Genomic DNA, 25,756 nt, shown 5'->3' with positions numbered 1-25,756 from the left:
CATTGAATCTCATTATAATTTAACCTATAATTCATATTGAATAACTAAGAATTAAGTTAGTGAATGGATTGAGGAGGCGCAATTTTGAGGAATTTCGATTTAATTGGGCATACACCGCTTGTGCAATTAGAACATTATAGTAATGACGATGTTCAAATTTATGCGAAACTCGAGATGTATAATCCGGGGGGCAGTGTAAAAGATCGACTTGGAAAGTATTTAATTGAACATGCGATAGAAGAAGGACGAATTCAATCTGGAGATACGGTTGTTGAGGCCACTGCAGGTAATACAGGTATTGGACTTGCAATCGTCGCAAACCATTATCAAATCCAATGTGTCATTTTTGCGCCAGAGGGGTTTTCAGAGGAAAAAATTGATATTATGCGTGCATTAGGCGCACGTATTCATCGTACACCGAAAGAGGAAGGGATGTTAGGTGCGCGCCAAGCAGCAGAAAACTTTGCGAAGCGTACAGGTGCGTATTATACAAACCAATTCGAAACATCAGATAATCCAGACGCCTACAGAGAGACGCTTGCGGTAGAAATTATTGAAGCGATACCGAATTTGGATTACTTTGTGGCAGGGGCAGGTTCAGGAGGCACGTTTTCTGGTGTCGCTGAATCTTTACAACCTTATGGTGTTAAATCCGTTGTTGTTGAGCCAAAAGGATCTATTTTAAGTGGACAAGAAAAGGGAAGCCACGATACTGAGGGCATCGGTGTAGAGGTATGGCCTCAATTTTTGAAAAAAGAATGGATTGATGCCGTTGAAGTGGTTTCTGATGAAGTGGCATTTGAGCATGTGAAACAACTCGCCAAATATGAAGGGATATTAGCGGGTAGTTCGTCGGGTGCAGCGTTAGAAGGCGCACTTCAAGTGGCGCAACGTATTCAAAAGGGTAAGATTGTCGTCATTTTTCCGGATGGAAGTGACCGTTATATGTCGAAAAAAATATTTCAATATGGAGGAGATTTAAATGAATAAAAAAACATTATTAGTACATGGTGGAAATACGACAGATCTATATACAGGTGCAGTAACCACACCGATATATCAAACAAGTACTTACGAACAAGATGCAATCGGCGCATTAAGACAAGGTTATGAATATTCACGTACCGCAAATCCAACGCGTTCAGCTCTAGAGTCGTTGATTGCTGATTTAGAACGTGGTCAACATGGTTTTGCCTTTGGTTCAGGTATGGCCGCTATCAGTGCAGTCTTAATGCTTTTAGATCAAGGCGATCATATTATTGTCGGGTCAGATGTTTATGGAGGAACATATCGTGCCATGACAAAAGTCTTTACAAGATACGGTATCGAATTTGATTTTGTAAATACAACTGATGTTAAAAACATCGAAGCAAAAATTAACGATCAAACGAAAATGCTCTTTATTGAGACACCGTCTAACCCATTATTGAGAGTGACAGATATTCAAGCAGTGAGCGAATTAGCAAAACAGTATCAATTATTGACTGTGGTTGATAATACCTTTATGACACCTTATTATCAAACACCACTTACTTTAGGCGCTGATATAGTGGTACATTCAGCTACTAAATATTTAGGGGGACATAGTGATGTTGTTGCAGGTTTAGTCGCAGTTAATGACGATGACTTGGCAGAGCGTATTGGTTTTATTCAAAATTCTACGGGTGGTGTGCTTGGACCACAAGACAGCTATCTTCTTGTACGTGGTATTAAAACTTTAGGTTTGCGTATGGATCAAATTGAACGTAATGCCTTAGCTGTCGTAGAAATGCTGAATCAACATCAGAATGTTAAAGCTGTTTATCATCCAAGTCTAACAACACACTTAAATTATGAAATTCATCAAGCACAAGCGGACGGCACGACAGGTATTGTGTCGTTTGAAGTGTCTGATGTAGAAAAGGCGAAATATTTGGTTAAACAAACGCAATATTTCACATTAGCGGAAAGTTTAGGTGCAGTGGAAAGTTTAATTTCTGTACCAAGTCTTATGACACATGCATCTATACCAGCAGATGTGCGCGCTAAAGAGGGGATTGCTGATGGGTTAGTTAGATTATCTTTAGGTATTGAAGATACGAATGATATTGTAGCAGATTTAAAACAGGCATTAGATCAGCTGTAAAGTAGGCATTTGATTGAAATACAGTTTGTTAAAAGGCGACTGTATTCACCGTATAGGTAATCGAATCATGAATATTTAAGACGTATGCAATAAATTGATATTTAAGGGGTTATGGAAGCTAAGGTCATGTTCTACCTTGGCTTCTTTTTTGTAATGATAATGTCATATAACGGAAATATATTTTTTATAGTGTTGGGTGTATACTTTATCAATGTATAGGTGTGTTTATAATAACTATCTTAAATAAGGAGGGAAATCAATGCATAAAAAAATCATTGCGGCAGTGATAGGGACTTCAGCTGTTACTGCAATGGTAGCCGCGGATGCCAATGCTTCAACATACCGTGTTAAAGCAGGTGACTCGCTGTGGTCTATTGCAACAAAATACAACATTACGATTTCACAACTTAAATCTTATAATAACTTGAGTTCCAATTTAATCTTTCCGAACCAAGTATTAAAAGTATCAGGAAGTACTGCAGGTAGATCTAATCATGTGTCATCTTCGGGGAATTCATCAACATATACGGTGGTGAGTGGTGACTCATTATCAAGTATTGCTGCACGTTATGGAACAACATATCAAAACATCATGCGATTGAACGGGTTAAATAGCTTTATGATTTATCCAGGTCAAAAGCTGAAAGTAAGTGGAACTGTTTCTGCACCAAGTCGTCAAAAACCGTCAAAAACTTCTGGATCAACTACATATTATACGGTGCAACCAGGCGATTCATTATCACTTATTGCTTCAAAGTATGGGACTACTTATCAAAATATCATGAACTTAAACGGTTTGGATTCATTTTTAATTTTTCCAGGCCAAAAATTGAAAGTTAAAGGCACAGCATCTACACCTAACCATACAACACCATCTAAACCTTCAAGACCCGCAGCAAATGGTGCGACAACATATTATACAGTACAGCCAGGCGATTCATTATCATTAATCGCTTCAAAATATGGCACAACGTATCAAAACATTATGCAGTTAAATGGATTAAATTCATTTTTAATCTTCCCAGGTCAGAAATTAAAGGTTTCAGGTTCGGCGGCTTCTACAGGTACAACAACAGCACCTAACCGCCAATACCAAACACCCATCTTTAATCATGAAAATTACTATGACTGGGGTCAATGTACGTGGTATGTATTCAACAAACGTAAGGAAGCTGGTTTAGGCATCAGTACTTACTGGTGGAATGCTAATGCATGGGACGATAATGCAGCGCGTGACGGTTACACAATTGACCGCAACCCAACAGTAGGTTCAATTTTACAATCAGACTTAGGTTATTATGGTCATGTTTCATACGTTGAACGTGTAAATCCAGATGGTAGTATTTTAGTTTCTGAAATGAATTTTACTGCTGGACCAGGTGTACTGACTTATCGTACAGTGCCAAGTTACAATGTAGCGAACTTTAAATATATCCATTAATATATAAAAGGATTTTATTCATCAGTATGATGAGTGAAATCCTCTTTTTTGGCTCTATACTCAATAGGACTGGTGATTGATTGGATCACCAGTCCTATTTTTAATACAAAAGAACCGGTTCTTTATTTTACTTCAGTCAATTAACTTATTATCCCGAACGATTTCAGCTATTCGGGACAATGAATTAAATGTATTTTTGTTCCACGTGAAGTGATTGTCATAAAAAGGATACCCTCTAGCAATCTGGGTGTGTTAGAGGGCATCCTTTAAATGTTAAATATTTTAATTTAAATCGTATTCACATAAGGAATGTGTTTTTTAGTGTAGTGACTGATTAACACTGAGATAATGCCAAATAGAATAAAACTGATTAATACAATAGTTGTTGAATTCCATTCTAATGGTTGGTGTAGGTAAACTAAATTTTTAATCTCTGTTGTGTATAATTTGAAAGGATTCCACGGTAAAATATTTTGTTGATAAAATTTAGGCACCATATGGATAGGTAATAAAATGGCTTGCATAGAAAAGAATACCAATATTAAAAATACAGGTGCTGCAAGTATACCAATCCAAACCATTAATCCTAATATAAGCAATGAGAAACCAGAGATAGCTAAACCAATAAAGCTTGCGGTTACGAATGGATTTGGAAAGTTGAAATTCATAACGTAACTTAGGAAATAGACATATGCAAAGCTTCCAGCAAAACTTGCGATGAGATCTATACCTATAGTCAACGCGCCTGTTAAAGTTTGACGACGTCGAGATGACATTTGACTTCTGTTTTTGAAATTAAAGTATAAAACGACAGCTGTAATCATTGATGCAAGCCATACAGGCATAAAGAGTACCATAGCTGCATTACCGTTAGCTTGATGTGATGCAATTGGATGGAATGTATGCTGATCAACGTTGACAGGGTTAGAAAACTGTTCGAATTGTTTAGCTGAGATATCGACGTTACTTTGAGCAAGTGCTTGAACATTTTGATGACTGACTTGTTGGTTGATATTCGTGCTGATTTGTTTCAAGACTTGTTTTGTTACGTTTGCAAGTTGACCTTGACCTCCTTCATCAATGTAAGTACTGATTTGGGCTTGTTCTATTTTTGAAGGAGCTTTTTGTCCTTTTTTCTCCATTTGCGCTTTTATTTTTTGAATTTGTTGAGGAGGTATTTTACCTTCTTCAACTTGTTGTTGGAGTTCTTTTTGTTTAGATTTCATGATGGTTGTTTGAGCAGGGCTTAAAGCATGTTCTGAAAAATGATCTTCTAAAATAATTGCACCAGCGTAAGTGCCTTTACGTACTTCATCTTGCGCTTTTTTGGCATCTTTGACTTCATGCCATTGAATTTCTTCATTTTTGTTGTCTTTCAATTTTTCTGTTAATTTTTTACCAATATTGATTTCTTTATCTTGTATGTGTGTCCCTTTATCTAAATTAACAATCGCCATAGGAACGTTGCTAGGTTTTGGGTTATATGCAGGATAAAATGCAGTAGCTAAAATTAATAAAATGGTTACCGTAATGAGCGGTACAATCCATAATTTACGATTACTCATAAAATGACCTCCTTTATGCAACATTGTGTTGTTTATTGTTCGTGATGTTATTATAATAGATATTAAAATAGATACAATGTTCAATTGATGGCAAATTGCTGATTAACCAACATATAGTATGAAATTGTTGTGTAAAGGAGATTATTTTGATGGATAGAAGAGTTCGTAAAACGAAAGCGGCAATAAAAAATGCGATGATTACACTTTTGAAAACGGAAAAGTTAGATAAAATTACCGTGAATCAAATTGCAGATGTTGCAGATATCAATCGTGCTACATTTTATCAACATTTTTTAGATAAGTATGATTTACTCGATCAAATTGAACAAGAAATGATTGAGCAGATGCAAATCAATTTTAATGAGAAAATAGTGCGTCTTAAAGCAGTTGAGAATGATGAGGAAGCAGCAATCGTGTTCAAAGAGATACCACGAGCAGTTTTAACAATCATGCACGATGATCTTGATCGGTATCGTGTTTTATTAACCATGGGACGCAATTATGAAATTGAACAGAAGATTGGAGAAATGATTGCGCTTAATTTGAAAAGTTTCTTACCTAATGACAAGGAGATAGCAGGGATTCCATTTCGATATTTCCATGCTTTTGTTTTGGGGAGTATGTGGTCGTTAATGCGCGCTTGGGTGATGGATGAGGCACGGAGTACAATTGATGAACAAGTCGAAAATATTTATAAATTGATGTATCAAGGGCCATGGCGGATTATTTATAAAGCTTATCATTAAAACTAAAACATGAGACAGACGACATTTGGATTGCGCAGTTGTTAGTCACAAGTTGTGCCCAATCCAAGTCAGCTGCCTCATTCTCACAAATTATGAACGCGCTTGAATTTCTTTAAGTTTTTGCACAGAGCTATAGACTTGGCGTCCTATTGAAAACATAGACCATGCTTTTCCAGCTTTGCTTTTGGCACCGAATGACAAGTAAAAATCAAGCAGTACATCTGCTACACCGATGCCAATAGAAATATAGCTCAATTTTTTGTTTTTTGAACGATAGATATAAGTGTTGTAAGCATCGACAATGATGCTCGCGCCAGACAATGCGCCTGATAAGAGACTTAACGTTTTTTTAGGTTTTTTTGCCATAGAATAATAACCCCCATCTATATTGAATTATGCTACATAGTATACCATTTTTGGTAACTTTATATATACATTGTACGCTTATAACCTCTACACACTGCCAATTATCGCCATTTTTAAGCAAAAGGTAGAGGGCTACGCTTTATCAATCGATCCGCCTTTAGTATCTTTTATATAGTGTGAGTTAAACGACTTTTCGGAAACTTAAAATGGGTGTGGGCGATATCATTTTTCGCGTTCCAATAATCATTTAATATACTAAAATGGTTAAAATACCCAACTCAGGGCTGATGAAAAGGGATATTGCATAGCGTAAACTGTTGTAAGTGAAAGTATGACATGAATTTGTTATCATTTAATCAAGAAACAATTTAATATATCAATGATTGAATTGTAGGCAAATTGAGTAAATTTTTGAACTTGATTAATATGAGAATGATTGAGTCATCTTATTCAGTTTGGATTGTGTCGAGAAATATAGAGGAGTGATACAAAATGAATCAAATGACAAAAGTAGTCATTGCAACAAGTTTATCTGTGGGGACACTATTAGGTGCAACATCAGTAGGAGCACAACTGCCTACGGATGCGCATGCGGCAACAGCGCAAAAAGCCCCATACTACACTTACAAAGGTGTATTTAATTATAAGTCTAACAATGCTTTAGAAGATAAAAACTTTTATCAAGCACTAAAAGCAGATAACTTTAAATATGAAGGTTTAAAAGTAGGTCAATCCACACGTGCTGATGTGGAAAAAGCACTTGGAAAAGACTTGAAAAAATATTATGCGAAAAAAGGCATCACATATTACGAAAAAAATGATGTCATTATCGGCATTGATGACCATAATAAATTAGTTAATCTGACATTACTTGTCGATAAAGTAGAACATAGTGATAAAGCGATTCGCAATCATGTAAAATCTGGAGAAATTTTTGATGCTAAAACAACACAAGTTGCGTTTTACCCAGGTAATTCTATCGTGATTAAAGCAAAAGGTAGCATGGCCTAATTATTTATAATAATGTTATAAAAAAACATGGGTGTGAGCCAGAAATCAGTTTGATTTCGTAGTCTCATACCCATATTTTTATGTTAGAAAATAATACGTATGCTCGTAAATTAGATGAAGCTTTAAAACGACTGACGATGGATATAGTCGGCAAGATGTTGTGCTGTTGCGGAATGTGTCGTTTCAATCAATTGTTGAGGCGGGCCACTAAATAAAATCTGACCGCCTTGTGTACCAGCGCCCGGGCCAATATCAATTAACCAATCTGCTTGGGTCATCATTGTTAAATTATGTTCGATTAAAATCACAGTGTTTCCATCTTGAACAAGTTGTTCAAATCGTTGTTGTAAAATAGGAATATCATCTTCATGTAAGCCTGTTGTAGGCTCATCAAAAATAAAAATTTTTCCTGAAACATGTTCGGTCATATAGCGACTCAGTTTTAATCGCTGGATTTCACCGCCAGATAGTGTGTCTAATGATTGTCCTAAAGTCATATAGCTTAGTCCTGTTTTTTGGAGTGCAATCAAGGATTTTGAAATGGTTGTCTCATCTTTGAAAAGTGAGATGGCTTCTTCGACAGTAAGTGCTAATACATCTGCAATAGAATACCCCTCGACTTTTGCTTCTAATACCTCTGGACGGTAGCGCGTACCGTGACATACTTCGCATGTTTGAGAAAATGACGGCATAAAGGCAAGTTCTGTTTTGAGTACCCCTTTACCGTTGCAATTTGGACAAGCGCCATCAGAATTATAACTAAACATCGCCTTTTTCAAACCTGTGTTTTGGCTGAAAAAGGTACGAACTTCATCAAATACGCCCATATACGTTAATAAATTGGAGCGGCTAGATGCGTGAACCCCTTTTTGATTGATGAAAATTGCATTCGGGTTTTGTACAAAGCCACTTTTAATTAAGGAGCTTTTTCCTGAACCTGCCACACCGGTAATAACAGTCTGTGCGTTTTGAGGGATAGAGACAGACACATCTTGTAAATTATTATGACTGATATGATTGAGATGAAACCAATCTTGGTAATGAGCGACTGCAGGCTTAAGTTGATGTGTGCGCGTCAATGCACGTCCTGTATCTGTGTTTGATTTTTTGAGTTGCTCATAGGTCCCTTCAAAAGTAACTTGTCCACCGTTTTTACCTGCCCCCGGACCGATATCGATAATATGATCCGCAATTTTAATGACATCAGGATCGTGTTCGACAATAATCACTGTATTGCCTTTGTCACGTATATTCAGCATGATTTCATTGATTTTTTCAATATCTGCAGGATGTAATCCAACACTGGGCTCATCGATAATATAAACTAAATCTGTCAACGGTGTATTCAGGTGACGAATCAGTTTAATACGTTGTGATTCACCGCCAGATAATGTAGGCGTTTCACGGTTCAAGGTTAAATAATTGAGACCAATGTCATGTAAGGCCTGAAGCTGATTTTTTAATGGTGCAATAATGTAGGCGGCTTTGTCACTTTGAAGCTGTTCTAAAAAAGCGAGCGCTTCATCTATCGTTAATGCAGTAAAGTCTGCAATACTTAAGCCGTTGATTTTACAACTGAGCACTTTTGGATTGAGGCGTTGGCCGTGACAATCAGGACATGTATGTTGATGAACGACGCGCTGGACATCTTTTAGAAAGCGTTTTTTCTCAAAATTATCATTGATTAAAAACGAACGACGAAAACGATGAATTAATCCTTCAAATTTTGCAGTTTTAGGCCATTCTGGAGGGGGATTTTTCAAACGTGTTGGTTCTGTATATAGAAATGTATCAAACTCTTCAGGTGTATAATCTTTTAATTTTTTATCATTATCAAACAATCCAGAATAGCGATAACGCTTTCCTCGCCAACTGTCTGGCTTAAAAGAAGGAAAACGTATTGCACCTTCATTTAAAGAACGATTGAAATCAATCAATTCGTTCAAATCAATATCTTCAACATAGCCAAGTCCTTGGCATGTTTCACACATTCCGTTCGGGTGATTGAAAGAAAAAATATCAGAATATCCGACAAAAGGTTCCCCGATACGGGACCATAATAAGCGTACAGAAGCGTAAATATCTGATATTGTACCCACTGTGGAGCGAGAATTACCGCCGAGCCTTTTCTGGTTAATAACCATTGCGACAGGTAAGTTTTCAATTTGATCGACGGCTGGTTTTTCATATTGTGTGAGTTGATGTTGGATATAACTTGAATAAGTTTCGTTTAATAAGCGTTCGGATTCTGCTGCTATTGTATTAAAAACGAGTGACGACTTACCAGAACCAGATCTTCCTGTGACAACCGTCAACTGATGTTTAGGTATGTTGACGTGAATATCTTTTAGGTTGTTTTGTCGTGCACCGTGGATATGAATCGTTGTCATTATTTTTCACCTCGTCATAAGTTTTACCCGAAACGCGCTTCGATTAATAATTGAGCGGTTAAAAGGCATGAACCTGGGCATAAGTAGCATTCTAAACGCGCTTTTTTAGAGGGAGAAGGTTTAACTCAATATATACTCAAACAAGAAAAGGCGAGACCGGGAATGATGTCCCAGCCTCGAACCTGTTGCTTTACGCTTTTGAAATTGTATAAGGATGATTTAGTGGTGATATTGCTTCACTAACCATGCAGTAATAATAGAAGTGATTGGAATACAAACGGCTATGGCAATACCGCCTAATACGATAGTTACTAGTTCTTGTGCAAATAATTTCGCATTAATCAGATGACCGAAACTATAGTGTAAATTGAAAAACCAAAAGACGATTGTCATTGAGCCACCGAGTAATGCGAGATAAATCGTATTCGCTGAAGTGGCTAATATTTCACGTCCTACACGCATGCCTGATTGGAAGAGTTCACGCCTTGTCAATGAAGGATTCGCTTCGTGTAACTCAAAAACAGGCGAGCTGATGGTAATGGCTAAGTCAATCACTGCAGCAATGACGGCGAGAATGACTGTAAAAATCATAAACTGCTCCATATCAATCCCAATATTCAATGAAAAGACATAGGTTTCGTCTTGCTCTTCTTGCGTAAAACCTTGTAAATGGCCCCAGTGAACGGAGAGATAAATCGCAGCAATCATTAATAAAGTCGTCACGATACTAGAAATGAACGCTGCAAGTGTCTTTATATTGAACTTGTTAAGTAGAAAAAGATTAATCACAGCGATGATGATACAAAAGACAAACGTGACTAAATAAATTGGCGCGCGAAATACGATAAATAATATCGCAATGAAAAGTACAATAAAATTTAAAAACAGTGTTAAAAACGAAACGAAGCCACTGCGGCCTCCAAAAACGAGCATCAGTATGAGTAAAATTAAACTTAATATCACAATTGCGTTCATTGATGCTTGCCTCCTAACCATTTCAACCATACTTGCATGAGTAGGATTGTTAATGGAATTGTTAAGACGATACCTATACCGCCTGTAATGGCACGTGAAACTTCTAAAGACCAGTTCATAGAAATACTATAGGTGAGGGTATTCCCATTTTTTAAATAAAGTAAGAGCATTGGGAGGCTACCTGCGAGATAAGAAAATAATAAAATATTTGTCATTGTTCCCATGATATCCTGTCCGATATTACGGCCGGCCAAAACCCAACGCTCAGTTGAAATATGAGGCGCCCGTTGTAGCACTTCATACATACCACTAGATATTGTAATAGCCACGTCCATAACTGCGCCTAAAGTCCCTACCATAACAGAGGTTAAAAAGACTGTTTTAGGTTGAATTGTCAAAAAGCTCATGGTTTCATATTTAATCCCTTGGCTATTTGTGAGTGAAATAACAGACCATGCGATAAATATACAAATAAAGGTGCCTAACAATGTACTAAGAATGGTGACAACGGTACGCATAGACCAACCGATGACGAGCCAAAGCGTTAAGGTGGTTGCTATAACTATAGCTCCGGACATCAATAGAAACAAATTGAGATTCGTATTTGCGTGATACAGGCTAATGGCTAGTAAAATCGCAACAGAATTAATCAATAATGAAATAATCGATTGCAAGCCAATGCGGTGCCCTACAATGATTAGTGCAATGAGAAAGAAGCTTACAATTGTGACAATTACAGTATCGCGTTTCTTTTCGATAATAAAGTTATCTTTACCTGCTTTATCTATATGGAGTAGTACTTTATCGCCCACTTGGTAAGCCTGTGCTTCGGTTTGAGAAGCGTTATATAGGTGATCGACGTGTACAATTTGATCCTTTTTAGATGTATTTAAAACTTTAATTTTCAGGACATCATGATATTTAGTGTCTCGATTATGTTGATCATCAACAGATTTTTCGCTGTGATGTTGGTCGACATGAACGACTTCTCCAATCGGTATCCGATAAAAAGAGGTGTTCACTCGAGTGAAGAGAATTGCCAATAACGCGAGAATAATACAAATCGCGATAAAGTAATTCCATAAATGACGTTTTTGTTTCATAATAAGTCTCCTTAGTGATAAATCGAACGTTGTTGTGTATGGGTCATTATAATTTTAATGACCTCATTTAATAATGGTTTTTGTAAATCTCGTCGATATACAAGGTGAAATGTTTTTTTGATATCTGTATGTGACAATGAAATTTTTTTCCACTGTTGATTTTGACTATATAAGTTGATGAAAGCAGGTGCAAGTACAAAGCCTTTTTGATTTTGTAAAATAAATCGTGCAAATTGCGGATTATTAATGATATGTACGGGTGTCTCAGCATGTGTTGTTAAATATAATTTTAGGTCAGTAGGCAAAGGCTCGTGTATGTACAAAGGTTGTTTGAGTATATAGCTGAGCGGTGGATTAGGAACGTTCATGATAGGGGCGTGTGTACCCCCATAAAGCACGTATGTTTCTTCAAAAAGGGGCAGGCTTTCTAGTGTATTATCATGAATGGTTGCTGTTGTCAGGGCTAAGTCGATATCTTGTGATTGCAAGGAGGGTAAAGTTGTTTCTTCATCTAATAAGGTAGGTACAAGTGATAAAGCCAGTTCTGTTTCGATGGTTTGTAACACTTGTGGTAAAATTTGGCCAATTGAACCATTGACATAGCCAATTGTAAAAACGCTTTGCTTTTGTTGAACTTGTGTTTGAAATTGAGATAATGTGTGATCCACTTGCTCAAGTATCGATTGCGCATGTTTTAATAATTGTTTCCCCTCAGTCGTTAAGAAAATGTTGCGGCCACTACGATAAAAAAGCGAAGTTCCTAACTCGACTTCTAGGTTGTGCATATGTCGGCTAATTGCTGATTGTGCAACATTGAGTTCGAGTGCCGCTTCTGAAATGTGTTCACGCTTAGCCACTTCTACAAAGTATTTCAACTGTTTAAGCTCCATAAAAATTCCCCCTTCATTTTTATATTATCTCAAAATGAGATAGATTTCATCTCAAGTATATATTGATGTGATGAATAGGATTCCGCTATAGTTAGAATACTATTAAAGAGAGGTGTCAGAAATGTCTAATAATTCTAACTATACAAAAATTGGACTCTATGACAGTCGCGAAGAGCACGATGCATGTGGTATTGGATTTTATGCCAACATGAATAATGAACGTTCACATGCTATTGTTGAAAAATCTTTAGAAATGTTACGCCGCTTAGATCATCGTGGAGGAATTAGCGCAGATGGTATTACTGGGGATGGCGCGGGCATTATGACTGAGATTCCATATCAATATTTTAACCAAGTGACATCATTTTCACTTCCTAAAGAGGGCGCCTATGCTGTTGGAATGATGTTTTCACGAGACTTGATTTCTGACACTCCACACGCGTCAGCATTTGCATCCATATTTGAAAGCGAAGGGTTGCAAGTGTTGGGCTATCGTGAAGTGCCTGTTGATATAACATGCTTGGCTACACGCGTAGCGGATACGATGCCAGCCATTCAGCAAATCTTTGTCTCAAACCAGAAGGCCCAAAATTTCGACCGTGCCTTATATCTTTCTCGCAAACAGATTGAAAAATATAGTCATGAACAGGGATTGGGCCTTTATTTTACAAGCTTATCCCGTCGAACAATCGTTTATAAAGGATGGTTACGTTCAGATCAAATTAAACGTCTTTATATCGATTTACAACAACAAGACTATGTATCCAAGTTTGGTTCAGTACATTCCCGTTTCAGTACGAATACTTTTCCAAGTTGGGAACGCGCCCATCCGAATCGCTTGCTTATGCATAATGGTGAAATTAATACAATTAGAGGAAATGTGAATTGGATGCGTGCACGTCAACGTCGTTTAATCGAGACTGTTTTTGGCGAAGAACATGAGAAAGTGGAAGAGATACTTGATGAAACAGGAAGCGACTCGGCAATTGTTGATAATGCGCTTGAATTTTTAAGTTTAGCGATGCCACCTGAGCAAGCAGCCATGCTACTCATTCCGGAACCTTGGCTATATAACAAAAGCAATGATCCGAAAGTTCGGGCCTTTTATGAATTTTATAGCTATTTAATGGAACCTTGGGACGGTCCAACTATGATTTCGTTTTGCGATGGCGACAAGCTAGGGGCACTAACAGATAGAAATGGTTTGCGTCCGGGTCGCTATACGATTACAAAGCAGAACGAAATTGTATTTTCTTCGGAAGTCGGTGTCGTTGATGTAGATGAAGCAGACGTAGCATTTAAAGGACAGTTGAACCCAGGAAAATTACTTTTAGTCGATTTTAATCAACATAAAGTGATTGAAAACTATGAACTGAAAACAACAATCGCACAACAATATCCGTACCATGAATGGCTTGAAACACACCAACTTAACCTTAATTTGGAAACAATTCCTTATCAAGACGATAAATTATCAACAGACGAAGCTTTCGCGATGCAAAAGCGATATGGCTATACAAAAGAAGAACTAGATAAATATTTAACGGAATTAGTGTCAGGTGGTAAAGATCCTATCGGCGCGATGGGTTACGATGCCCCTTTAGCCGTGTTAAATCATCGGCCCGAGTCACTATTCAATTACTTCAAACAGTTATTTGCGCAAGTGACAAATCCGCCGATAGATGCTTATAGAGAAAAAATTGTTACAAGTGAGCTCAGTTATTTAGGTGGAGAAGGGAACTTGTTGAATCCTAGTCCAGAGGCGTTACAACGCGTTCAGTTAAAGCATCCTGTGTTAACACATGCACAATTGGATGAAGTTGCTAAAACACTAAAAACATCCTATCTTTCAACCGGATATACAGAGGGTCTAGAGACGGCATTAGAAGCGTTAGGGGATCATGTGGTTCAAGAAGTAAGACGCGGGGCGACAGTAATTGTATTAGATGACAGTGATGTTCGTCAAAGTGATACTTTTGCAATGCCTGCCTTATTGGCTTTAAGTGCTATACATCAACACCTCATTCGTGAAAACTTACGAATGCAGACCAGCTTAGTGGTGAGTTCTGGGGAAACGCGTGAGGTACATCACCTCGCTTGTTTAGTTGGATATGGTGCGAATGCAGTAGTGCCTTATTTAGCACAACATACGGTTGCTGATTTAACGACCCAAGGACGTCTTGAGGGCACTGTTGCTGAAAATGTAGCACGTTATAATGCGGTACTGTCTGAAGGTCTGATTAAAGTGATGGCTAAAATGGGAATCTCAACGGTACAAAGTTACCAAGGGGCACAAATATTCGAGGCAGTAGGGTTATCTGAGAGACTGGTTGATCGATATTTTACGGGGACAACTTCGAAATTATCAGGTATTTCAATTGAAACTTTAGATGCAGAAAATAAAGCGCGTCAAACGGTGGAAGGTCAAACGCTTGACCCAGGAAGCACTTTCCAATGGCGCCAACAAGGACAACATCATACATTTAATCCGACAACAATACGATTGTTACAACATGCTTGTCGCGAGAATGACTATGCACAATTTAAAGCTTTTTCTAAAGTGGCGAATGAACAAACAAGTAGTCACATTCGTGATTTATTCACATTTAAAGCGCAACAATCAATTGATATTGAACAGGTGGAAGCGGTCGACGAAATTGTTAAACGCTTTAAAACAGGTGCAATGAGTTATGGTTCTATCTCTCAAGAAGCCCACCAAACGCTTGCAGAAGCCATGAATCAATTGGGCGGAAAAAGTAATAGTGGTGAAGGAGGAGAAGCACGCTCACGTTACGAAGAGAGAGAAGATGGCCGCGATTACAAAAGTGCGATTAAACAGGTTGCCTCAGGCCGTTTTGGGGTGACGAGCCATTATTTACAACATGCGAAAGAGATTCAAATTAAAGTTGCGCAAGGTGCTAAACCAGGGGAAGGGGGCCAGCTACCAGGCAGTAAAGTTTATCCGTGGATTGCAGAAGTTCGAGGTTCGACACCGGGAATCGGTTTGATATCACCACCCCCTCATCATGATATCTATTCTATAGAAGATCTTGCACAGTTAATTCACGATTTGAAAAATGTTAATCGTGATGCGGATATTACAGTTAAATTGGTTTCTAAATCTGGGGTCGGAACAATTGCGGCCGGTGTGGCAAAAGCATTTGCTGATAAAATTGTCATCAGTGGTTTTGATGGCGGAACAGGTGCTTCGCCGAAAACGAGTATTCAACACGCGGGATTGCCGTGGGAGCTAGGTCTTGCTGAAACACATCAAACCCTCATGTTGAATGATTTACGATCACGTGTCCGTTTAGAAACAGATGGAAAGTTATTAACAGGACGAGATGTCGCCTATGCTTGTATGCTTGGTGCTGAAGAGTTTGGATTTGCGACAGCGCCATTGGTCGTCCTAGGATGCATCATGATGCGTGTATGTCACAAAGATACTTGCCCAGTAGGTATTGCGACACAAAATGGTGATTTACGTAAGCTTTATACTGGTAAAGCGCAATATGTGGTTAATTATATGCGGTTTGTGGCCGAAGAATTAAGAGAAATCATGGCTGAATTAGGTGTTCGAACAGTGGATGAACTGGTTGGACGTACAGACTTACTCAAACGTTCTTCTGTCGCTTATCATCATCCTAAAGCAAGAGAGATGAAATTAGAAACTTTACTTCATCAAAATGAAGGTACACGTACAAAAGTGATTGAACAACAGCATGGATTAGAACATGGTTTTGACTTGAACCAGTTGTTGCCAGCCGCAAAACCATATATTGAAGCAGGAACACACTTTGTCGGACAATTTGAAATTGTAAATGAACAACGTAATGTGGGCGTGATCACAGGTAGTGAAATTACGCGGAATTACGGTTTGAAAGGTTTGCCAGAGGATACCATTGTTGCAAAAACGACAGGACATGGTGGTCAAAGTTTAGGGGCATGGATGCCGAAAGGTTTGACACTTCAACATACTGGAGATGCAAATGACTATGTAGGTAAAGGGCTATCAGGTGGTAAGATTGTCATTGATGCACCGAATGTTGCACGTGAAAATGAAATTATTGTAGGTAACGTTTGTTTTTACGGTGCGACGCAAGGAGAAGCTTATATTAATGGTCGCGCGGGCGAACGTTTTTGCATTCGTAATAGTGGTGTCCACGTTGTCGTCGAAGGTGTAGGAGACCATGGTCTTGAATATATGACAGGAGGCCGTGTGGTCATTTTAGGTGATGTAGGTAAAAACTTTGGTCAAGGTATGAGTGGTGGCGTGAGTTACATTTTCCCATCAGATGTTGCTACTTTCAAAGCACAGAATCAATTGGATTCACTTGATTTTGATGAAGTTGTGGATGAGGAAGAGAAAGAAATGCTAAAAGCGATGATTCAACGTCACTTGAAATATACAGACAGTCAAAAAGCGGCTGCCATTTTATCTGATTTTGATGCGAAATTAAAAGCATGTGTAAAAGTAATTCCTAAAGATTATAAGAAAATGGTGCAAAAAATTCACTATCATCAGCAACGGACGACATCACAGGATGAAGCGCTATTAGCTGCTTTCAATGATAATGGATCTATAGAAGGAACTACGCAAGAAGAACGTATTCCAGTGTACTAAAGGAGGCTAACTATGGGTGAATTTAAAGGTTTTATGAAATATCACAAACAAAAGCTCGCGGAAGTTCCTTTAACAACACGTATTGAAAACTATGAAGCATATCAATCACGTTTTACAAAAGAAGAGGCACAACAGCAAGGGGCGCGTTGCATGGATTGTGGTACGCCATTCTGTCAGGTCGGTGAACTCGTAGGACGTGAAACTGTTGGTTGTCCACTCGGGAACTATGTACCTGAGTGGAATGATCTCACATACCGCGGTGACTTTAAAAATGCTTATGCGCGTTTATCAGAAACAAATAATTTTCCTGACTTTACAGGGTACGTTTGCCCTGCACCTTGTGAAGCATCATGTGTAATGAAGATTAATCGCGAATCTGTCGCTATTAAAGGTATTGAAAGAACAATCATTGATGAAGCGTTTGAGCAAGGATGGGTCAAAGCACGTCAACCAGAACAACGACGAGATGAAAAAATGGCGATCATCGGAAGCGGCCCGGCTGGGTTAGCTGCCGCTGAAGAGCTCAACGCATTAGGATATACCGTAGTCGTTTATGAAAAAAATGCGAGACCCGGCGGCTTGCTGACTTATGGTATCCCTAATATGAAACTAGATAAAAAGGTCGTATTTCGACGCGTTCGTTTGTTAGAAGAAGCGGGTATCACATTTAAATGTAATGTGGAAGTTGGAAAAGACATTACTAAAAGTGAATTGGATCAACAATATGATGCCATTGTTGTTTGTACAGGTGCTGAAAAAGCACGTGACTTACCACTAGAAGGACGTATGGGACAAGGTATTCACTTCGCAATGGACTATTTAACTGAACAAACACAACTTTTATTAGGCGAGTTGGATACACAAACGATTACAGCAAAAGGGAAAAAGGTAGTCGTCATCGGTGATGGAGACACAGGTGCCGACTGTGTCGCAACTGCATTACGAGATGGCTGTGAATCTATTGTTCAATTTAACCGTAAAGCTCGAAAACCAGAACGTTTTGAAATGAATTACAGTTGGCCATTAGCGCAACCTGTATTGAAAAAAGATTATGCGCACCAAGAGTATGAAGCAAAATATGGTCAAGAACCCCGTGCATATGGTATTCAAACGATGCGCTTTGATTTGGATGGAAACGGAAATGTGCGCGGTATATACGCGCAAGTCCAACAAGATAGAGCTGACGGTACAATCGTAGGTGATGATCGAGAAATTTTTATCCCTGCGAATCTTGTGTTACTTGCGATTGGTTTTGAAGGTGTAGAACCTCGGCTTGCACATGCCTTAAATTTGAAAGTAGAACGACAAAAAATAGTGGCTGATACTAAGGATTATCAGACAAATCAAGCGAAATACTTTGCAGCTGGTGATGCACGAAGAGGTCAAAGTTTAGTCGTTTGGGCAATCAAAGAAGGGCGTGAAGTGGCTGCTTCAGTCCATCAATATATTAATGATATTAATGAAAAAAGTTTTGTATCATTTTTGTAAAATTCTTGTTGACAATGTGAACGAGCTATAATAATATATTTATGTGCTCGTTACACGGAGGAATACCCAAGTCTGGCTGAAGGGATCGGTCTTGAAAACCGACAGGGGCTTAACGGCTCGCGGGGGTTCGAATCCCTCTTCCTCCGCCATTATAAATATTATTACCGCGGGATGGAGCAGTTCGGTAGCTCGTCGGGCTCATAACCCGAAGGTCGGTGGTTCAAATCCGCCTCCCGCAATTATTTTTAAAGGTCCCGTAGTGGAGCGGTTTAACACGCCTGCCTGTCACGCAGGAGATCGCGGGTTCGATTCCCGTCGGGACCGCCATTATTATTATGGTTCAGTAGCTCAGTCGGTAGAGCAAAGGACTGAAAATCCTTGTGTCGGCGGTTCGATTCCGTCCTGAACCACTTTTTGCCGGCCTAGCTCAATTGGTAGAGCAACTGACTTGTAATCAGTAGGTTGGGGGTTCAAGTCCTCTGGCCGGCATTATGTCTTGGAGGGGTAGCGAAGTGGCTAAACGCGGCGGACTGTAAATCCGCTCCTTCGGGTTCGGCAGTTCGAATCTGCCCCCCTCCACCATTTATGGGCTATAGCCAAGCGGTAAGGCAACGGACTTTGACTCCGTCACGCGCTGGTTCGAATCCAGCTAGCCCAGCCATTAGAGCCATTAGCTCAGTTGGTAGAGCATCTGACTTTTAATCAGAGGGTCAGAGGTTCGAATCCTCTATGGCTCACTACAGACCTTATCTCAATAGAGATAAGGTTTTTTAAGTTTTAGAAATGTTTGGTGCTACACCACTAAATAGCCTTCTAACCTGAATGTGTTCGGAACATATAATATTTGATAGCCTTATCTTCATAAGCTCGCTTGCTTAGGGGCTGAATTCTCAACTTAATTTGGGTTAATTTAAGCATAAGCTCGAGGATGTCAAAATGGTTTTTTGTGTAATATAAGTTTTATCTTAAAAAGAGGGACGCTAAGACGATTTACTGTTGAAATCGTCTTAGCGCTATTTATTTTAGGATTTATGTCCCAGTCTCATTTTTAAAACAAAAAGAGCGCAGTTCTCCCTATAATTAAAAGCCTCCTTAACCCAAGAGGACCTTTATTTAATGTATAATCTGTCCAAAGTGCATCACTGAAGTACATTTTATTTATACATGAAAGCTTGTATTCAGATTAAGAAACAATTATTCTGTTTATGTATGCGAGCTATATTAAAATAAGCGGATATAAGTTTATTTAATCATCAAGATAAGAAAAGGGGAGTTGTCATATGACAAAGATAATTGAATTAATAGGTGCACCTACAACTTTTGGACAAAAGAAGCTCGGTGTTGATTTAGGACCAGATGCAATACGTTATGCGGGTGTGTTGCCACGCTTAAAAGCGATTGGCCATCATGTTATTGATAGCGGAAATGTAGAAGCACCAAAGCTAGATATAGAAAAATTCAAGTCGTCACAACAAGGACTTCAAAATTATGATGAGATCCTTTCTTTCTCGAAAGCATTGCATGACCGTGTAGTTACAAGTATTAAAAATAATCACTTTCCTGTTATTTTAGGAGGTGACCACTCGTTGGCGATTGGCTCTATATCAGGTGTCGCACAGCATTATTCTCGTCTTGGTGTTATTTGGTATGATGCACATGGCGATTTGAATATTCCAGAAGAGTCTCCATCAGGCAATGTACATGGGATGCCATTACGTATACTCGCTGGCGAAGGAGATCAGCAATTAGTCGAAATCGGTGGTTTTGCGCCAAAAGTGAAGCCTGAAAATATTGTGTTAATAGGAATGAGAGATTTGGATTATGGTGAACGGGAGTATATCAAAAAGCACCAAATCAGGACTTATACGATGGCAGATATCGATGAGAGAGGGATTCAAGCTATCGTAAAAGAAAGTATTACATATTTACAATCTAAAACAGATGGTATACATCTATCGCTCGACGTTGATGCTTTAGATCCAAGTGAAGTGCCTGGGACGGGCACGAAAGTTCCAGGAGGTTTGACCTATCGAGAAAGCCATCTCGCTTTAGAATTACTTTATCAATCTGGTTTGATTACTTCTCTTGATATTGTAGAGGTGAACCCATTATTAGATATAGAAAATCGTACAGCTGAACAAGCAGTTGCGTTGTTAGGCTCTTTTTTTGGGGAGACACTATTGTAAATTGTTAAAACCGTCAATGCAAACTAAAATTTGTGTATGATTGTTCATACTATTTTTAATACAAGGTTTGAGTGGGGCTCACTCAAGCCTTGTTTCATTTTATGAGAAATGATACAGTGATAAGACACTTCACGCATTGATTCATGATAGAATGTTTTTGACACGATATGACAAATAAGCATAAACATTGGTATAATATTTGTTATGGGAATAGATTACCGGAGGAGATACTATGCAGATTTCTAACCTCTTAGAAAATTTAAGCACACTTGAGGTCATAACAGGTATTCTAGATTTATTAATTGTATGGTATGTCATTTATCTACTGATTACAGTCTTTAAAGGGACTAAAGCAATTCAATTATTAAAAGGAATATTATTTATACTTGTTGGAAAAGCAATTAGTGAATATTTACAGTTAACGACGACTTCAAAATTGTTTGATTTAGTAATGCAATGGGGATTTTTAGCCATCATTGTTATTTTTCAGCCGGAGATTAGACGCGCGCTTGAACAACTTGGGAGAGGGAGTTTATTTAAGCGCTATTCGACGACATCTTCGGTAGAAGTACCCAAACTTGTTGATTCTGTGTCTAAAGCCGTACAGTACATGGCAAAACGTCGCATCGGTGCATTAATTGTGTTTGAAAAAGAAACAGGTTTACAAGATTACATAGAGACGGGTATTCCAATGCACTCAGAGATTTCTCAAGAACTATTGACCAATGTTTTTATTCCTAATACACCATTGCATGATGGCGCAATGATTATACAAGGTGATAAAATCGCTACAGCTGCAAGCTACTTGCCTTTGTCGGATAGTCCGAAGATTTCAAAGAGTTTAGGCACACGACATCGTGCAGCGGTGGGTATTTCTGAAGTGTCAGATGCATTTACTGTCGTTGTTTCAGAAGAGACTGGATCTATTTCTGTAACATTTGATGGAAAATTGCGTAAAGATATTTCAGTAGAAGTTTTTGAAGAGTTACTCTCTGAACATTGGTTCGGTGTACACTTTGCAAAGAAAGGTGTGAATTAAATGTTTGAATCTAAATGGGGTTTACGTTTCTTTGCATTTATACTCGCTTTATTATTGTTTTTATCGGTGAATAATGTTTTTGGTACATCTTTCAGTACTGATAATATTTCGAATAACGGGAATAAAACAATTAAAAACGCACACGTAGAGGTCATCAATAATGATAAAAATCTATACGTCTCTGGGGCACCTGACACCGTTGATGTTGAGTTAACAGGTCCACAATCTAAAGTTTTACAAGCTCAAAAAACTGGAGATATTAAAGTGGTATTAGATGCATCTGATATCCAACCAGGAGAGCATACGTTAGAATTCCAAGTGCGTGGATTAGATAAAGATATTAACTATCACGTTTATCCGAAAGAGGCGACATTGTCTGTCGAAAAGAAAGAAACAAAAACGTATGCGGTTGAACCGAATGTGAGTCCTTATGTGATAGATTCAAATTTCAAACTTAAGGATGCTTCTGTAACACCACACACTGTCAAAGTGATTGGTGGTAAAGAACAATTGGACCGTATTGCTTTCGTTAAGGCAAGTTTCCGCAATGAAAATGATATTAAAGAAAAAACGACAGGCGACGCTAATGTAGCCGTATTTGATAAAAATATGAATAAGCTCGATGTTCAAATTGAGCCATCAACGGTTGAACTTACGGCAGATGTCGAATCTTATTCAAAAAAAGTGAAGCTTGATGTATCGACAAAAGGAAATCCAACCAATGGATTAAAAGTTGCTGACGTTTCATTAGATACAAAAGAAATTGAGATTTTTGGTAATCGAGAAGCTTTACAAGATATATCTGAAGTTTCTGGTGAAATTGATGTCAATGGCATTACAAGTGACACAGAAAAAGAAGTTAAATTAACACTACCTGAAAATGTGACAAAGCTAGAACCAGATAAGGTTAAAGCAAAAATTAAAGTACAGTGATGAATGAGAGTAAAAGGAGATATGATTTATGGGTAAATACTTTGGCACTGATGGTGTAAGGGGAATAGCAAACCAAGAATTAACACCAGAATTGGCATTTAAATTAGGACGTTATGGTGGCTATGTTTTAGCGCACAATGAGCACACGGAGCATCCACGCGTACTTGTTGGAAAAGATACGCGTGTATCTGGAGAAATGTTAGAGCATGCGTTAATCGCCGGCTTAGTTTCTATCGGTGCAGAGGTGATGCGCTTAGGTGTGATTTCCACACCAGGTGTCGCATATTTAACGAGAGATATGGGCGCAGAATTAGGTGTGATGATTTCTGCCTCACATAATCCTGTAGAAGATAATGGTATTAAGTTTTTTGGTTCAGATGGATTCAAACTTTCTGATGAACAAGAACTTGAAATTGAAGCATTGTTAGATGAATCTAACCCTGATTTACCACGTCCAACAGGCACGGCGATTGTTCATACATCCGACTACTTTGAAGGTGCACAAAAATATTTAAGTTATTTAAAATCAACTGTCGAAGTTAATTTAGAAGGTCTTAAAATTGTATTAGACGGTGCACACGGATCAACTGCTGGATTGGCGCCATTCCTTTTTGGTGATCTCGAAGCGGACACCGTGACAATTGGCTGTAACCCTGATGGTTATAATATTAACGATCAAGTAGGTTCAACACATCCTGAAACATTGGCTAAAACCGTTGTTGAAACAGGCAGTGACTTTGGACTTGCATTTGATGGTGATGGTGACCGTTTAATTGCAGTTGACGAACAAGGACAAGTCGTGGATGGGGACCAAATTATGTTTATTCTTGGACAAGAAATGTCTAAAAACCAAGAATTAAATGAGAATATGATTGTTTCTACTGTGATGAGTAATTTAGGCTTTTATAAAGCATTAGAAGCAGAAGGTATCCAATCCAATAAAACAAAAGTAGGCGATCGCTACGTTGTCGAAGAAATGCGTCGTGGTCACTACAATTTAGGTGGAGAACAATCAGGTCATATCGTTTTAATGGACTACAATACAACAGGTGACGGACTCTTAACAGGTGTTCAACTTGCTGCAGTTGTTAAACGTTCTGGTAAAAAGTTGAGTCAACTTGCAAATCAAATGACAAAATATCCGCAACGCCTCGTGAATGTTCGTGTGACAGATAAACACGCTGTTGAACAAAATGAAGATGTTAAAGCCATTATTGAACAAGTTAAAACTGAAATGAACGGTGAAGGCCGTATATTGGTTCGTCCGTCAGGTACTGAATCGCTTGTGCGTGTGATGGTCGAGGCTAAAACAGATGAAGAGGCGTATAATTATGCACAACGCATCGCTGATGTTGTAGAAGAGAAAATGGGATTATCGTAACAGCACTGTGAATTAAAAAGTATGAATCTCATGAGTATATTCGTCCCAATCAGCGCGGATCACAAATATATTGATAGGATATTATGGGTAGAGATGAGAAAATCTCTACCCATTTTTTATAGTGCGCCCGGCATGGGTAACAACTTGACGGTGAAAGTCCGTTACAGGCTTGGGAGTAGGAACTGTTAGCGAAAGACAAGGGTGTCCATTGTGAAGTGGAATCTGAAGGAAGTCGGACGCAAACACTCGCACTGACGAACAGAAATATCATACTGAGGCTATGTAGAATGGATGAATCTGCTATACAAGATAAAGTCCGACACTACCCGAATTCTATATAGTAAATGATGCGGTGACATGAGTGGAAAGTGGTTACGTCTTACCCGGGGAGGTCTCATCAGCGGTACTTTTACCGTAGTAACAACGAATGATGAGAAGTCAGCAGAAGTCATAGTAGGGAAAATGTACCGAAGGACTGAACAATATTCAATACAAAGTAAAGATTGGAGGTTACAGGTTTACGACGTGCAGAATACGGTTTTCAACCGGCAGCTTATGGAAGGATAAGTAGTGGAACGAAAAAGAATACATAAGTGTGTACAGTAAATCTTAGGTGAAATGAAAGAAATGTATCGTAAGTCTCCATCACTGATGGAGCTTGTTGTAAGACCAAACAACATAGAAAAAGCTATCAAGAAGGTTAAGAAAAACAATGGCGCTCCTGGAATTGACGGCATGAAAGTCAGTGAACTTCATGCTCACTTTGCGCAGTACTTTTCACAGATAACGAAAAAACTGCTTGATGGTTCATATCAACCTCAAGCAGTTCGAAAAGTTCAAATTCCCAAATCAAATGGGAAAATGCGTGTGCTTGGTATCCCTGTCGCTAGAGACAGGGTCATACAACAAGCCATTAGACAAGTGATTGAACCAGGCATCGACCGAACATTTTCAAATCACAGCCATGGTTTCAGACCTAATCGTAGCACAGGAACAGCACTTAAGCAATGTGCTACCTACTACGAAGAAGGCTATAAAATAGCCGTGGATTGCGATTTGAAACAGTGCTTTGACATGTTGAATCATGATAAGCTCATGTATTTGTTCGAACGCCATGTTCAAGATAAGTCAATTTCCACATTTATCCGTAGAAGTTTACAAGTAGGTGCCATTGACCTATCTGGCGAAGTCGCAGAAAGAAAGATAGGTGCACCACAAGGGGGCGTTATCTCTCCCTTACTATGTAATATCTATCTACATGAACTGGATAAAGAACTCGAAAAGCGTGGACACCGTTTTGTACGCTATGCCGATGACTTTGTCATCTTTGTACGCACAAAACGTGCAGGTGAACGCGTAATGACGAGTGTAACGAAATTCATTGAAAAGCAACTGAAGTTGGTTGTCAATGAAGAGAACAGTAAAGTAGGAGCAATCACACGTTTAAAGTTCTTGAGTTGTCTAATAACCAAGGTCAATGGGGTTTGTCGTTT

18 protein-coding genes and 8 tRNA genes are annotated in these 25,756 nt (G+C 38.6%); 20 read left to right on the top strand and 6 right to left on the bottom strand.

The genetic code is table 11. From position 1 onward, the window contains the following. Positions 1–84: 84 nt before the first annotated feature. From C1H58_RS08420 to C1H58_RS08410, 3 genes are all read left to right on the top strand, one after another. Complete coding sequence (locus C1H58_RS08420; RefSeq protein WP_165545922.1) at positions 85–990, top strand: PLP-dependent cysteine synthase family protein; 906 nt, start codon at positions 85–87, stop codon at positions 988–990. Next, complete coding sequence (locus C1H58_RS08415) at positions 983–2,125, top strand: bifunctional cystathionine gamma-lyase/homocysteine desulfhydrase (RefSeq protein ID WP_165545921.1); 1,143 nt, start codon at positions 983–985, stop codon at positions 2,123–2,125. Before C1H58_RS08420 ends, C1H58_RS08415 begins: the two co-directional genes overlap by 8 nt. A 259-nt stretch (positions 2,126–2,384) precedes the next feature. After that, a complete protein-coding gene (locus tag C1H58_RS08410; RefSeq protein WP_165545920.1) occupies positions 2,385–3,566 on the top strand; it encodes a LysM peptidoglycan-binding domain-containing protein in 1,182 nt (393 codons plus the stop codon). Between the two features lie 287 nt (positions 3,567–3,853). Here C1H58_RS08410 and C1H58_RS08405 read toward each other — a convergent pair whose 3' ends face one another. After that, complete coding sequence (locus C1H58_RS08405) at positions 3,854–5,131, bottom strand: YhgE/Pip domain-containing protein (protein WP_165545919.1); 1,278 nt, start codon at positions 5,129–5,131, stop codon at positions 3,854–3,856. 149 nt (positions 5,132–5,280) lie between these two features. Between C1H58_RS08405 and C1H58_RS08400 the strand changes: the two genes are divergently transcribed. After that, positions 5,281–5,877 carry a TetR/AcrR family transcriptional regulator gene (locus C1H58_RS08400; RefSeq protein WP_165545918.1) on the top strand — a complete coding sequence of 199 codons (597 nt, stop codon included), beginning with the start codon at positions 5,281–5,283 and terminating at the stop codon, positions 5,875–5,877. 90 nt (positions 5,878–5,967) lie between these two features. Here C1H58_RS08400 and C1H58_RS08395 read toward each other — a convergent pair whose 3' ends face one another. Next, a complete protein-coding gene (locus tag C1H58_RS08395) occupies positions 5,968–6,243 on the bottom strand; it encodes a hypothetical protein (RefSeq protein WP_016425611.1) in 276 nt (91 codons plus the stop codon). A gap of 492 nt (positions 6,244–6,735) precedes the next feature. Here C1H58_RS08395 and isaB point away from each other — a divergent pair, with 492 nt between their 5' ends. Next, a complete protein-coding gene (gene isaB, locus C1H58_RS08390; protein ID WP_165545917.1) occupies positions 6,736–7,254 on the top strand; it encodes an immunodominant staphylococcal antigen IsaB family protein in 519 nt (172 codons plus the stop codon). Between the two features lie 122 nt (positions 7,255–7,376). Here the strand turns inward: isaB and C1H58_RS08385 are convergent, their stop codons facing one another. From C1H58_RS08385 to gltC, 4 genes are all read right to left on the bottom strand, one after another. Next, positions 7,377–9,644 (bottom strand): ATP-binding cassette domain-containing protein, encoded by a 2,268-nt coding sequence (locus C1H58_RS08385; RefSeq protein ID WP_165545916.1) that lies wholly within the window; start codon positions 9,642–9,644, stop codon positions 7,377–7,379. Positions 9,645–9,863: 219 nt separating this feature from the next. Next, positions 9,864–10,619, bottom strand: a complete 756-nt coding sequence (locus C1H58_RS08380; RefSeq protein ID WP_060830404.1) for a YibE/F family protein — start codon at positions 10,617–10,619, stop codon at positions 9,864–9,866. Beyond that, positions 10,616–11,722 (bottom strand): YibE/F family protein, encoded by a 1,107-nt coding sequence (locus C1H58_RS08375; protein WP_165545915.1) that lies wholly within the window; start codon positions 11,720–11,722, stop codon positions 10,616–10,618. The genes C1H58_RS08380 and C1H58_RS08375 overlap by 4 nt, the downstream gene beginning before the upstream one ends. An 11-nt stretch (positions 11,723–11,733) precedes the next feature. Continuing rightward, positions 11,734–12,612 (bottom strand): glutamate biosynthesis transcriptional regulator GltC, encoded by an 879-nt coding sequence (gene gltC, locus C1H58_RS08370; RefSeq protein WP_060830402.1) that lies wholly within the window; start codon positions 12,610–12,612, stop codon positions 11,734–11,736. A gap of 121 nt (positions 12,613–12,733) precedes the next feature. Between gltC and gltB the strand changes: the two genes are divergently transcribed. The 15 genes from gltB to ltrA all read left to right on the top strand — a co-directional run. Continuing rightward, a complete protein-coding gene (gene gltB / locus C1H58_RS08365) occupies positions 12,734–17,236 on the top strand; it encodes a glutamate synthase large subunit (protein WP_165545914.1) in 4,503 nt (1,500 codons plus the stop codon). Positions 17,237–17,248: 12 nt separating this feature from the next. Continuing rightward, on the top strand, positions 17,249–18,724 hold the full coding sequence (locus C1H58_RS08360) for a glutamate synthase subunit beta (RefSeq protein WP_165545913.1): 1,476 nt from the start codon (positions 17,249–17,251) through the stop codon (positions 18,722–18,724). A 56-nt stretch (positions 18,725–18,780) separates the two neighbouring features. Beyond that, positions 18,781–18,873: transfer RNA gene (locus tag C1H58_RS08355), tRNA-Ser, on the top strand. 16 nt (positions 18,874–18,889) lie between these two features. Then, positions 18,890–18,963 (top strand) — tRNA-Met (locus tag C1H58_RS08350). Positions 18,964–18,974: 11 nt separating this feature from the next. Then, a tRNA-Asp gene (locus tag C1H58_RS08345) sits at positions 18,975–19,051 on the top strand. Between the two features lie 10 nt (positions 19,052–19,061). Continuing rightward, positions 19,062–19,134 (top strand) — tRNA-Phe (locus tag C1H58_RS08340). A 6-nt stretch (positions 19,135–19,140) separates the two neighbouring features. Beyond that, positions 19,141–19,213 (top strand) — tRNA-Thr (locus C1H58_RS08335). A 9-nt stretch (positions 19,214–19,222) separates the two neighbouring features. Beyond that, a tRNA-Tyr gene (locus tag C1H58_RS08330) sits at positions 19,223–19,306 on the top strand. Between the two features lie 4 nt (positions 19,307–19,310). Then, positions 19,311–19,385: transfer RNA gene (locus C1H58_RS08325), tRNA-Gln, on the top strand. Positions 19,386–19,388: 3 nt separating this feature from the next. After that, positions 19,389–19,461, top strand: a tRNA-Lys gene (locus C1H58_RS08320). A gap of 543 nt (positions 19,462–20,004) precedes the next feature. After that, positions 20,005–20,910 carry an arginase gene (gene rocF, locus C1H58_RS08315; protein WP_165545912.1) on the top strand — a complete coding sequence of 302 codons (906 nt, stop codon included), beginning with the start codon at positions 20,005–20,007 and terminating at the stop codon, positions 20,908–20,910. A gap of 232 nt (positions 20,911–21,142) precedes the next feature. After that, positions 21,143–21,949, top strand: coding sequence for a diadenylate cyclase CdaA (gene cdaA, locus C1H58_RS08310; RefSeq protein ID WP_050330325.1), 807 nt, complete (start codon positions 21,143–21,145; stop codon positions 21,947–21,949). After that, the gene (locus C1H58_RS08305) at positions 21,950–22,882 is read left to right on the top strand and encodes a CdaR family protein (RefSeq protein WP_165545911.1); all 933 of its coding nucleotides are present in this window, start codon (positions 21,950–21,952) and stop codon (positions 22,880–22,882) included. It abuts the gene before it with no gap. A gap of 28 nt (positions 22,883–22,910) precedes the next feature. Continuing rightward, a complete protein-coding gene (gene glmM / locus C1H58_RS08300; protein WP_165545910.1) occupies positions 22,911–24,263 on the top strand; it encodes a phosphoglucosamine mutase in 1,353 nt (450 codons plus the stop codon). Between the two features lie 627 nt (positions 24,264–24,890). Then, positions 24,891–25,756 (top strand): group II intron reverse transcriptase/maturase (gene ltrA / locus C1H58_RS08295; RefSeq protein WP_165545909.1); only part of this gene is annotated, 866 nt, incomplete at its 3' end.

The organism is Staphylococcus sp. 191 (assembly GCF_011174885.1).
GTDB classification, from domain to species: Bacteria; Bacillota; Bacilli; order Staphylococcales; family Staphylococcaceae; genus Staphylococcus; species Staphylococcus coagulans.
Note: the sequence above shows the minus strand (reverse complement) of the source record. Positions and strands in the feature narration are given on the sequence as shown.

Excerpts from the sequence above, each read along its gene's own strand:
- C1H58_RS08415 (WP_165545921.1), top strand. The coding sequence starts at position 983 with ATGAATAAAAAAACATTATTAGTACATGGTGGAAATACGACAGATCTA.
- C1H58_RS08410 (WP_165545920.1), top strand. The coding sequence starts at position 2,385 with ATGCATAAAAAAATCATTGCGGCAGTGATAGGGACTTCAGCTGTTACT.
- C1H58_RS08405 (WP_165545919.1), bottom strand. The coding sequence starts at position 5,131 with ATGAGTAATCGTAAATTATGGATTGTACCGCTCATTACGGTAACCATT.
- C1H58_RS08400 (WP_165545918.1), top strand. The coding sequence starts at position 5,281 with ATGGATAGAAGAGTTCGTAAAACGAAAGCGGCAATAAAAAATGCGATG.
- C1H58_RS08395 (WP_016425611.1), bottom strand. The coding sequence starts at position 6,243 with ATGGCAAAAAAACCTAAAAAAACGTTAAGTCTCTTATCAGGCGCATTG.
- isaB (WP_165545917.1), top strand. The coding sequence starts at position 6,736 with ATGAATCAAATGACAAAAGTAGTCATTGCAACAAGTTTATCTGTGGGG.
- C1H58_RS08385 (WP_165545916.1), bottom strand. The coding sequence starts at position 9,644 with ATGACAACGATTCATATCCACGGTGCACGACAAAACAACCTAAAAGAT.
- C1H58_RS08380 (WP_060830404.1), bottom strand. The coding sequence starts at position 10,619 with ATGAACGCAATTGTGATATTAAGTTTAATTTTACTCATACTGATGCTC.
- C1H58_RS08375 (WP_165545915.1), bottom strand. The coding sequence starts at position 11,722 with ATGAAACAAAAACGTCATTTATGGAATTACTTTATCGCGATTTGTATT.
- gltC (WP_060830402.1), bottom strand. The coding sequence starts at position 12,612 with ATGGAGCTTAAACAGTTGAAATACTTTGTAGAAGTGGCTAAGCGTGAA.
- gltB (WP_165545914.1), top strand. The coding sequence starts at position 12,734 with ATGTCTAATAATTCTAACTATACAAAAATTGGACTCTATGACAGTCGC.
- C1H58_RS08360 (WP_165545913.1), top strand. The coding sequence starts at position 17,249 with ATGGGTGAATTTAAAGGTTTTATGAAATATCACAAACAAAAGCTCGCG.
- rocF (WP_165545912.1), top strand. The coding sequence starts at position 20,005 with ATGACAAAGATAATTGAATTAATAGGTGCACCTACAACTTTTGGACAA.
- cdaA (WP_050330325.1), top strand. The coding sequence starts at position 21,143 with ATGCAGATTTCTAACCTCTTAGAAAATTTAAGCACACTTGAGGTCATA.
- C1H58_RS08305 (WP_165545911.1), top strand. The coding sequence starts at position 21,950 with ATGTTTGAATCTAAATGGGGTTTACGTTTCTTTGCATTTATACTCGCT.
- glmM (WP_165545910.1), top strand. The coding sequence starts at position 22,911 with ATGGGTAAATACTTTGGCACTGATGGTGTAAGGGGAATAGCAAACCAA.